The 11,267-nt window shown below is 64.9% G+C and carries 3 protein-coding genes; 1 reads left to right on the top strand and 2 read right to left on the bottom strand.

Annotated elements, in window-relative coordinates; genetic code table 11:
* Positions 1 to 181: 181 nt before the first annotated feature.
* Together rnr and IAE77_RS10400 are read right to left on the bottom strand one after the other, a co-directional pair.
* The gene (rnr, locus tag IAE77_RS10405; protein WP_294225770.1) at positions 182 to 2,431 is read right to left on the bottom strand and encodes a ribonuclease R; all 2,250 of its coding nucleotides are present in this window, start codon (positions 2,429 to 2,431) and stop codon (positions 182 to 184) included.
* 66 nt (positions 2,432 to 2,497) lie between these two features.
* A complete protein-coding gene (locus tag IAE77_RS10400) occupies positions 2,498 to 3,034 on the bottom strand; it encodes a YkgJ family cysteine cluster protein (RefSeq protein ID WP_294225766.1) in 537 nt (178 codons plus the stop codon).
* An 80-nt stretch (positions 3,035 to 3,114) separates the two neighbouring features.
* Between IAE77_RS10400 and IAE77_RS10395 the strand changes: the two genes are divergently transcribed.
* Positions 3,115 to 11,223, top strand: coding sequence for a hypothetical protein (locus tag IAE77_RS10395; RefSeq protein ID WP_294225763.1), 8,109 nt, complete (start codon positions 3,115 to 3,117; stop codon positions 11,221 to 11,223).
* Positions 11,224 to 11,267: the final 44 nt, after the last annotated feature.

Here is an 11,267-nt window from a genome sequence, read left to right as displayed (position 1 = left end):
GCTGCGCAAGCCCCCCGTCTCGTTCTGGCGAACGAGCCTACGAGCGCTGGCCCAGTCTCGTTCTGGCTCGGCGAGCCAGGCGGCACCGACTCACCGATCCACCGACCCACTGACCCACTGACCCACTGACCCACTGATCCAACGACGAAGGCGGACGGGGGCGTCCGCGCTCCGGTCCGGGCTAGCGGCGTTTTTTGCGGGCGTGTTTGTGACCGTGGCCGGGTTTGCGTGGGGGAGCGCTTTTGATTTCGGCGCGGTCGCGGTGGCGGCGTTCGCTTCGTTCACCTCGTTCGGGCTTGCGGGGGCGTGGGGTTTCGCCGCGTTGGAGGACGAGCTGGAAATCGACCTGCTTCTTCACGCTGTCCACTTTGTAGATCTGCACGACCACGTTGTCGCCGAGGCGGATGACGCGGCGGGTGTGGCGGCCGATGAGCTGGCCGCTGGCGGGGTCGAACATGTAGAAGTCGTCCGGGATGGCGGAGAGCGGCACGCCGCCGCTCATACCGAGCTCGGGCACATCGACGAAGAAGCCGAAGTTCCGCACGTCGGTGACGAGCGCGGCATACTGCTGCGGCTTTTTCGAGGCGAGCTGGGCCTTGAGGAAGGCGTAGAGCTTCACGTCCTTGCTGTCGCGTTCGGCGTCGGCGGAGTTCTTCTCGGTGGCGGTGATGTGATCGGCGATCTGCTTCGCCGTGTTCCCATCGAGCTGGGTCTTCTCAAACAGCGCCCGATGCACGACGAGGTCGGCGTAGCGGCGGATCGGGGAGGTGAAGTGGGTGTACTTCGTTTTCGCGAGTCCATAATGCCCCAAGGGCTCGACGGCGTAACGCGCCCGCATGAGGGAACGCAGGAAGCCGATCTTCAAGGCGGGGCCGATGGGCAGGGTGTCGAGCTTGCTGAGCAGCTTCTGCACCTCCGGGCGGTGGTTGAGGTTGCCGCAGGGGATGCGGTGGCTGAGGACGTCCTCGCGGTAGTCGTTGAGCTTCTTCTCCTTCGGCGCCTCGTGGATGCGATACACGCTGGGCCGGTTCAAGGCCATGAGACGGCCTGCGACGGCCTCATTGGCCAGGAGCATGAACTCCTCGATCAACTGGTGGGAGGCGTCGTTTTCCATGCGCTCGATGCGCAGCACGCGGCCCTGGTCATCGAGACGGATCTTGTTCTCCGGGAAGTCGAGGTCGAGGGAGCCGTTGCGGAAGCGCAGATGGCGGACCTTCTGCGCCAGGGCGTGCGCGTCGTGCAGCATCTGCTCGATGTCGCCCTGCGGCGGCCGTTGCAGCGTGGTGAAGGCCTCCTGGTAGGTGAAGCGGCGCTTCGAGTGGATGACGGCGGCGTAGAACTTCGAGCTGACGACATGTCCTTCCTTCGACATCACGAACTCCACGCACTTCGTCAGGCGGTCGATGTTTGGCTTGAGGGAGCAGAGCTCGTTGCTCAGCGCCTCCGGCAGCATCGGGATGACGCGATCGACGAGGTAGGTCGAATTGCCGCGCTTCCGCGCCTCCACATCGAGCGGACTGCCCGGACGCACGTAATGCGACACGTCGGCGATGTGAACCCACAGCCGCCATTGATCGTGACCGTGCTTCTCGATGCAGATCGCATCGTCGAAGTCTTTCGCGTCGTCAGGATCGATGGTGATGACATCGTGCGAGCGGCAATCGACGCGGCCTTTGCATTCGTCCGCGCCCGGCTGGTTGTCAGCGCGAGATTTCGCGATGGTCTGCGCCTCGTTGAGCGTGTTCTTCGGAAAGCTGAGCGGCAGGTCGTAATGACGCAGCACGGAGAGCATATCGACCCCCTCCGCGTCCGGCGGGCCGAGCACCTCGACGATCTCGCCTTCGGGGGCTGTCTTCTTCGATTCCCAGGCGGTGATCTCCACGACCACCTTGTCACCTGCGTTGGGTTTGCGTCCCACATCGCGTGGTTCGGGCACATAAACGGCCCCTGGAAGACGCGGATCATCCGGCACCACGTGCAGGAAGGTCTTGGAGCGTTGCAGCGTGCCGACGAACCGCGTGCGCTTGCGCTCCAGCACACGCACCACGCTGCCGCTTTGCTCCTGCGGCCCGGGTTTGCGCAGTCCCTGCGGGCGCACGTCGAGACGCACCAGCACACGGTCGCCATGCATCGCGGTGTCGGTGGCGCTTTCAGGGATGCTGATCTCGCCGATGCCGGCCTCATCAGGCTGCACGAAGCCGCGTCCGCCGCGCGTGATCTGGATCACGCCGGGGATCAAGTCGGCCTCCTTCGCCACGATGTAGCGATTGCCCTTGGTGCGGACGATTTTGCCCTGTTTCACCAGGCTTTTGAGCAGGGATTGCAGCACCTGCTGTTGATTGGGCCTCAGGCCCATTTGAGAGAGCAGCTCCGGCACATTCGAGGGCGTGTATTCCTCACTGGCGAGCAGGCTCAGAAGTTTCTGTTCCATCCGCCATGATGACAGGGAAATGCAGAATGACGAATGCAGAATGACGAATTATCCCCTCAGCAGCGCTCAGTGTGAGAGTGGAGGCGGCCTGAACTCGCGATTGATGACGAGCCGCAGCCTGCGCATCGCGCCGTCCAGTTCCGCACGCAAGACCACGAGCTCCGGCTCGAGATTTTCATCCACGGGCGTGCTCATCAGGCGCTCGAAACGTTCGATCAACGGCTGCCCGTCCTCACGCAAACCGCAGCGCTCGATCAGCTCACGCACCTGTGCCGCCTGTGCCTGCGTCTGGCGGATCAGGTCGAGCGCGGAGGCCTCCGTCGTCTCATCGGCCTCGATCAGGCGCAACTGCTGGCAGTGAAACAGGCGGCAGCGCGTGGGCCGCTGCGCATAGATGGTGCAGCAGCGCTCCTTCAGCGCGGGGCAGGGCTGCTCCATGTGAAATTCATCGCCCTTGCTGCGGATGCGCATGCCGAGCCTGGCCAGCTCCGAGGTGCGGTCTCCCGGCTGCATCTTCACGATCTGAAACATCGTGCCGTCGCAACACAAACCGCAGGCCGTGCAAAGGCGTGTGGCGGTTTCGGCGAAGGACGAAGAAGACATGCGCGATGCTACTCCGGCTCCCGCAGGCGGATCAACCTCCATCCTTGCCAGAGCCGGCGGAATTCCGCTAAAAGCCACGCATGCCGTTTCGTTCCGCGCTTTTTTTTCTGCTGCTGGCGCTTGCAGGCCACGCCGAGATCAGCGTGCCGCCATCCGCCCGCCGCTACCTGGACATCTTGAAGCGACGTCCGGAGCCGGGCACGATCTTTGAGCGGTTTCATTCCGCCTGGCTGGAGGAAGGCACCGCCGCCAGCCTGCTGGACCATCTGACGGCGGAAGCCGCAAGACCTGAGGCCACGGCCGCCGATCACCTCGTGCTGGCGCTGTGCCATGCGCATCGTGGTGACGATCCGGCAGCGCTGGCCGCGTATGAACGGGCGCTCACGCTGGCGCCGCAGAATGCCAGCGCGTGGCTGGAGCGTTCGCGCCTCGAGACGCGGCTGCTCGACTTTGAGTCCGCGTTGAAATCCCTCGATCAAGCCGCCGCCGCGGGTCCGGCCGAGGCGCTCGGGCTTGAGATCGCGAAGCTGAAAGGGCGTGCGCTGGTGAGGCTGGGCCGCCAGGAGGATGCGTTGCGTGTTTGGAAGGACCTGGTGGCCGCGCACGCGGAGGATGAGGAACTCACCGAGGAGGTCATCGACCTGTTCGTTGATGAAGGGCAGCTGGATGCCGCGATCGAAGCCTCACGCGCGCTGGTGGGCCGCAGCCGCGATGCCGTGGCCCGGACGCTGCGGCAGTTGCGGCTGGCTGACATCCTCATGATCGCGGAGCGTCGCGACGAGTCGCTGACGGTTCTGGATGCCGCGCTGACCGCGACGGGGACCGACACCTGGATCGAGGGCGATGTGCTGGGCCGGATCGAGCGGGTGTTCCGCATGACGGACGACATCGCCGGTCTGGAGAAGCATCTGGCCAAACTGCTGGCCGCGCAGCCGCAGCGGGTGAACCTGGCCTGGCAGCATGCGCTGCTGCTGGCGGCGACGGGACAGCAGCAGCAGGCGCTGAAGGCCGCGCGGGCGTTGTTGCAGTCAAATCCCGGCCGCAATGACCTGCGGGAAGGTTTTCTCGATCTGCTCGACTCGCTTGACCAAACGCAGGAGGCCGTGGCGCAGGCCCAAGCGCTGGCGGCGCAGAATCCCCAGGACAAGGAGCTGCTGATCCGGCTGGCGACCTTGCAGCAACGCGGCAACAACCTTCAAGGGGCTGTCACCACGCTGGAGAACTACGTCACCGTGGCGGGTGCGACCGAGACGGACCTGCTGCGTGTCGCCAGAATCCTGGAGAGCTGGGAGAAGCCGCCAGCGAAGGCCGATTCGCCGGCATCGAAGGCGTATCGACGGCTGGTGGAGGCCTTTCCGGACAGCTCGTCCGCGAAGGAGGTGTACGCGCATTACCTGCACCGCGAAGGCCGGCGTGACGAGGCGCTGGCGCTGTGGCAGACACTGGCTCAAAGCGGCACGCTGGAGGATCTTTTGCGCATCGCGCAGGCCTTGCAGGCGCGGCTGGAGTCGCGCCCGGCGCTGGATGTGCTTCTGGGCCGCGAACGTGAGTTTGGTGGGCAGCCGCGATACCTGGCGCTGCTGGTGCAGACGGCCGTGGCCAATGAGGAGTATGAACGCGCCCTGCCATGGGCGCTGACACGGCTGGGCCTGATGCGCAGCGGGGAGGACATCGAGAATGCCCTGGTGCCGCTGCGCCTCATCCTTCGTTACGCGGGCCAGTTCACCGCGCCGCTGGTGGAAAAGCTGCAGAAGCAATCTGCTCCGAGTGTCCAGGACCGCTGCCTGCTGGCCATGCTGCTGAATGAACGCGGCGACCTCGCGGAGGCGGAGAAGCTGCTGGCAACGGCCCCTGAAAAGGACGCGGTCATCTGCCTCGGGGAGCTGAGCCGTCTTCATCAGGCCAATCATGACTGGAAGAAGGCCGCGCAAACGCTGCGCAAGCTGGTGGATCTGCCAGGAAACAAGACGCCGGCACGGCTGCAGATGCTGGTGGACCTGCTGCGGCGTGACAGCCAGCCGCAGGAGGCGCTGCCGTTGATCACCGACTGGAAAGCCGTCGCGCCCGGCGCGGTGGAGCCCTGGCTGGTGGAGGCAAAGGTGCTCGCGGAGTTGTACCGTGGCGAGGAGGTGCTCAAGGTGCTGAGGCAGGCCATGCGCAAGTTTCCTGACGCGCCCGAGGCTGCCAACGCCTACGCCACCGCGTGCCTGAACGCCAGCCAGCCGGAGGAGGCCGAGCGTGTGTATCTGGCGCTCTATGAGAAGACCACGGACACCGCCGCACGCCTGCGGCTGCTGTCACCGCTGGCGCTCGCGGCGGAGTCCCGCAACGCGCTGCCGAAGCTGATCGAGAATTTTCAACGGCGGCAGCAGCAGAACCGCGCCTCGGCCTATCCATGGTTGGCGCTGGCTGAAATCCACCGGGCCGTCAATGACCCGGACAGCCGCCTGCGCTGCCTGCATGAGGCCTCGCAGATGCGGCCGCAGGACGTCAGCCTGCTGACCGAGATCGCCCGGTGCGAGGAGGATGCAGGATTGTATCCGGAGGCCATCCGCACGCTGGAAGCCGCGGCGAAGCTCGACAAAACCACCCGCGCCCGTCAATTGATCGCCAAGATCCAGATCGAGAATGGCGACGCGGAGGAGGGCTATCGCATCCTGTTTGACCTGTCGAGCCAGGACCTGATGGCGCCGGAGGCCATCGAGGCCACGGCGTCGGCACTGGCTTCGCAGCGGGACTGGGAGCGTCTGGTCGGGCTGCTGCCTGGATTCCTCGACAAGCATCCGGGACATTACCGCCTGCATTACCTGCGGGGGGTCGCGCTCGAAGAGAGCGACCATCCCGCCGAGGCACTGGCGGCCTTCCTGCGCGTGATGGACATTCATGAGGAGCTCCCCGGAACGACCACGTCGGCACCGGCGGAGCCGGAGGTGGAAGACCTGCCCGCAGGGGCGCGGGAGTGGGTGCAGATGCTTGCTGTTTCGGGCAAGGCCTACGGTTATCGGAATGAGGCTGGGTCAGAGCCCGCTTCGCCCTTGCTGCCGCCCGTGGCGGGCTCCAATCAGGTCCTGCTGCCGGAGGATGTCACGGTCGCGCCGGGGTTTGCGCTGGTGCATGCGCTGCAGATTTCATCCACCACGACCGGCGAGGACCGGCAACGTGTGGTGCGTCAGCTCAAACGGCTCGGCGTCAGCCAGCCCGATCTGCTGTTTGAGGCGGCACAAAAGAACCCGGAGCTGACGCTCGATGCCGAAATGCTTGCGGCGCATCCTGAAGATCTCGCCTTGCACGCCGCGTGGCTGCTGGGCGGGTGGCAGAATCAGGACGCAGCCGATTTCGCCGCTCTTGAACACTGCTTCACGCTTTTCGAGCAGCGGTATCCGCACCTGGCCTTGCAGGCAGTCCAGCGGGCCTTGAGGTCGGACTTTGTGGACCAGCCCGAGGTGTGGACACGACGGGTGATTGAGGTCTTCGGGAAACTGCCGCGTTGTGGAGGGCGTGCCTGGCGTCTAGCGCAGTCGCTGCTGGGAGCAGGCAACCACGGGGGTCTCGGGATTCCTGCATCGCTTGTGGAACTGGACGAGACCCAAACCGAGTCGCTCGTCCGAACGGTCGGACGCTGGATGCAGACGGAGACGGATCTGGATCAACTGGTGGAAATGGCGGGAGCCATGATGGCGCTGGCACGCTGGGATCATGTGCTCACCGGTTTCCAGCACCTGATCGAGCTCGCCTCCAGGCCCAAGGCGCCCCAGATGCCACGAATTGCGCGGGCTCGGGCCACGGTGACTCCGCTGGAGCCTGCGCCGGTGCCAGTGGCGACCTTTCTGCCCGATTTTCCGCCTTACATCGCTGCCTTGGTGGATCTGATGAAGCCGCGCAAAGACGGCGAGGGTGACGAAGATCCACAAAGCCAGGAATTTCAGACAGCGATGCGTGAGCGCATCCCAACGATCCACGAGCCCCGGCTGCAACTGCTGCTGCGCCTGCTGTGTGATGACACGAAGCCGTTGGTGGAAGAATGGAAAAGTCGTGTCACACGGCCGGAGGCCACCGTGCAGGACTTCCTGGGCATGAGCTGGCTGTTGGAACGGGAGAAGGATCTCGACGGTGCGCTGCAGCATCTGCAAAGCGCCCGCAAACGGGCCACGGAAGCGGCGCTGCTCGAGCGCATCGACTCCGCCGGTCTTTATCTGGCCTTCCAGTTCGATGCGGAAGGCAATGCCGAACTGGCCAACGCAGCCGCACGGCTGGCGCTCGAAAAATGGACGACGAAGCCCTCCTCCCCGCCGCTGAAAAAGGAAATCGTCCTGCTCATGGAGCGATTTGGCATGGAGGACGAGATGGAACGCCTGCGCCAATCCTTGCCCAAGGGGGTGCAACCGGCCCCGGTTCGCAACACGGCCGCCATCGCCAATCCGTACTCCCAGACGCTGCTGCGACGCGGTGGTGTGGACGGCCGCGACACGCTGGACCGCCTGCTCACCCAGAACAATGGCGCTGGCGCACTTGCAGAGGCGGTCCGCCGGATGCGCCGCCTCGTGAGCGACTGGCACAGCAGCCAGGCTGGCACGAACACGGCCCAGGAGATGACGCAGCTCCTGCTCAAACTGGAGATGCATCAGTTGCGCCAGCCGTTTCTGACCTCCATCAAGAGCAACGCCGCGACAGGCTGGAAAGCACGCCTGGAACACGCCGCCGTGCTTTCGATGCAACACGCGCACGGCCGCGTTTTTCAGTTCAACGATGGCGACACGTCCCTGGACTCGGAAGCCCTGCTCAACCGGGCGCTGAGCGAATATGAGGCCGTTCTGGCTGCCAATCCGAAGGCTGACGAGGCACGCCGGAAGATCGTGGAAATGACCGCAGCGGAGGACAATGCCACCGCGTTGAAGCACTGGACCCAACTGCCGGAGATGGCGCAGCATGGCCTCCTGTCATCAATTCTTCGTAAAGCACGGGAGAAAGGGCAGACGGAAACCACGCTCTCGGCCGCCAGCCTCATCACCGCGTGGCTGAAGAACCTCGACCCGCTGAAAAAACGACCGGCCTGGCTTGCGGGCGAGTTGACGCAGTTCCTGGAGCTGCTCCAGCGTGGCGATGGCTGTCCCGGCTTGTGGGAGACCTTTGGGACGCGGGGCGCGGGTGAGCCGGCACCCCATGAACTCGCCGAGCCTCTGCGCAGGCAGCGCAACGACCGCCGCATCGCGCATGATGCGTTGTGCCGTGCTTTGATGCGTTTGCCGGACCTCGCACTGACGGGATTCGCCCCGTATGCCGGATTGAGGATGTTCGAGGGACGCGATCTCGACGAAACGGCGGAGCTGGCGCTTCAAAACCTCGTGGGCGATGGACGTGCGACGTCAAAGAGCCGTCGAGCTCCGGTCAGGCGGTCGCTCTTGCCCGACAGCACGGCGTTTGAAGCAGAGAACCACATTCCCATGCCATCTCCGGCGTTGTTTGCCACCTGGGAGGCCGCGAGGCGGCGTGACACGGCAGCACTGGAGGAACGCGTGTTCCCCGCTGTCTTGCAGAGCGAGGGGCAGGCCGTGCACGACTTCTGCAAAGGCTACGCGGAGGTCATGATGGCTGATGACGGCCTGTTTCCCGCCGTCGCCACCGCGTGGGTGCAGAAGCTGGTTCCCGCCAGGGGCACGGACGCTCGCGCCTTCGCGTCTGGCGGCATCGTTCACGAGATCCTGCGCCTCTGGAAGCAGCGAAACTGCCCCGGCTCGCTGGATGACCTGTTCATCGCGTATCGTGACCTCAATCTTCTGCCGCCGGATCCCTTTGCCGCCAGACCGGCTCCTTCAGCGATGGATGATTACGTGAGCATCATCGCCTCCCGCGATCCGGATGCGCTGCGCCGCTTCATCCGACTGCTGCGCGATGCGTGGACCAGTCCCGACGCGGAGCTGCGTCGTCGTGCGATCGCAGGTTTTCAAGAGAACGAGCGGCTCAACCGGTCCTCCCGCAACAGCCCGCTGGAACGGTCCGCTGGCCGTTACGTGGAGTGGCTGGCGCGGCAGATGAAGACGCAGGCCGGCGTGGTGGCGTTCGAGTTCGCGGTCGAAGACAGTGCGCAGGATTCCTCCGCGTGGGCGTCGCAAATCACCGCCCGGGGCCAGGAGGTCGAAACCGCGGGCGAGTTCATCGTCCTGATGAAAGCGCTCGGCTGCCTGGAGAAGGAGGTTTCAAAGCTGCTGCTCGAAACGGCAGCCGGCCAGACTGGCAGGACGGTGGAGGTGGTGCGGGATTTCCGCGACTCACGGGAACTGGCGGTCGTGCGCGACGCGGTGGCGCAGCTCGGCGAGCATCACCCCGCCACTTTGACAGGCCACCTCGTGCAGGCGCTGCTCGTGCGCGATGGCGTGGACTCGTTCAAAATCGGCGACAAGGCCGCTTCTCTTCCCGCTGCCACCGCTGCGGACAACCTGGTGCCACGGCAGGCCGCCTTCCGCCTGGTGCTGCTGGATCACGCCGCGGAGATCGCCGCGCTGCCAGCGGCAGACCGGCTGAAACTGGGCGCCTTTTTCTCGAATGAGCTGCCAGGTTTCGTCGATGCGAATGCCAAGGACCCGGCGCTCAAAAAGGCGCTCGCCCCCATCATCCAGGCGGCCCGGGACGAACTGGCCCAACGTGCGGGAACGATGCTCGCGGCGAAGCGCTGGGAGGACCTCGCGCCCAACCGCGGTTCCTCGGAGACGCAGGTGATCTTGCGGGTGCTGCGGGATCTTGCCGTCGAGGACAAACCACGTGGCATCGCCCTGGCGCGGCATGCCGTGGCGCTGCTGAAACAGAGCGCTGAGCAGCAGAAAGCCGTCGCAGCCTCGCAGCCGGAGACGCCTGCCGACCGCTTCATCATGGCGCTGGGGCAGGCGCCTCAGCTTTTGGCGCTGACACTCGATCTGGCCGGCGAGAATGGGCTCGACCGCTCCATCACCTGGTGCAGCAGTCTGGCTTATCGATTTGATGCGGTCCTCAAAAACAGCGAGACCGCGCTGTGGGCGCTGAAGGACACCCCATTCGTCGCTGAAGCGGCCGGGTTCCGCGATTTTCCGCTCGATGACGCGGAAGAGCCGACGCAGATCTGCCGGATCATCACCTGTGTGGAGAAGGATCAGAAGCTGCGATCCATCGTGGAACCCTGGCTGGCCAAAACGTCGCCCACGTTTGGGACTCGACTGCTCACCGCCTTGCTGCGTCGCGATGCCAAAGAGTCCGCCGGGCTCCTGAGCTTCTACGGCCAGCGGCCTGATCCGCAACTGGTGGTGAGCTTCATCATCCAAAGCGCCGCCGATCTGCCCAAACTGGCTCCCGAGGCCGCGACGAACCTGCTGACGCTGTTTGAAACACGCCTGCCTGATCTCGCCGCACTCACCGCCCGCGATGCGCAGCTCAAAAAAGCGCTGCAACCCCTGATCAAGGGCAGGGAAGACCACTTCAACGCCGCCCGCGAGCAAACGCTGCGCATCACCAACCTCCGCGCCGCTTCTCTTGGTGTGGACGAGACGATCCGGCGTGGTGTCCGGCTGCTCGATCATCTGGCACCGCAGGACAAGGCACGGGCGCTCGAAGTGCTCGATCACGTGAGCAAGCTCATGGCCGCGGAGCAGTTGTCCCGGGCCGGAACACGGATCATTCCGCCGCAGCAGTCCGATGTGGCCCAGTGGCTGCAGGCGGCGACGGTGGTGCCCGAGCTTTTCAGCGAGATCATGCAGCGTGCCGAAACCTCCGGGGCCGCCGCCAGTGCGGAATGGAAACAAGCCACGATGAACCGCCTGTCGGATGTGCACCGGCTGGAGCATCGGCCGGGACGACTCATCGGCCTGATGGAAGACGCGCATGTGCTGGATGCGGCGGCCACATTCACACCGCTGCCGGTGCCGCTGGCTGAAACGACGCCCACGCTGCTCGAATCCTGGCTCCCGGCGCTCACGAAATGGCAGACCCTGACTCCGCTGCTGGAAAAGCGTGCGAATGTCTTCGGCACTGACCTGCTGCGACTGCTGATCCAGCCCGGACGCTCCGATGACGCCGTCGTCGCCTTCTGCAAAGCTCACGCCGACGAAATCACCGCGCTGCCTGACGCTCAGAAGAAAGTCATCGGCGCATTGTTTGCCCGCCTCGGTTGGAAGGCGCTGCTGCGGTCGCATCTGCCCGCGATGGCAGACGGCCTTCAGCTCTAAAGTGGGAGCTTAGAATGGTGTCTGTTCTTGCTAATAACGGCAGA

Source organism: Prosthecobacter sp. (genome assembly GCF_014879935.1).
Lineage (GTDB): Bacteria > Verrucomicrobiota > Verrucomicrobiia > Verrucomicrobiales > Verrucomicrobiaceae > Prosthecobacter.
This window is presented reverse-complemented; position numbering and strand designations above follow the sequence as displayed.

Coding starts and splice junctions, on each gene's coding strand:
- rnr (WP_294225770.1), bottom strand. CDS start 2,431: ATGGAACAGAAACTTCTGAGCCTGCTCGCCAGTGAGGAATACACGCCC.
- IAE77_RS10400 (WP_294225766.1), bottom strand. CDS start 3,034: ATGTCTTCTTCGTCCTTCGCCGAAACCGCCACACGCCTTTGCACGGCC.
- IAE77_RS10395 (WP_294225763.1), top strand. CDS start 3,115: ATGCCGTTTCGTTCCGCGCTTTTTTTTCTGCTGCTGGCGCTTGCAGGC.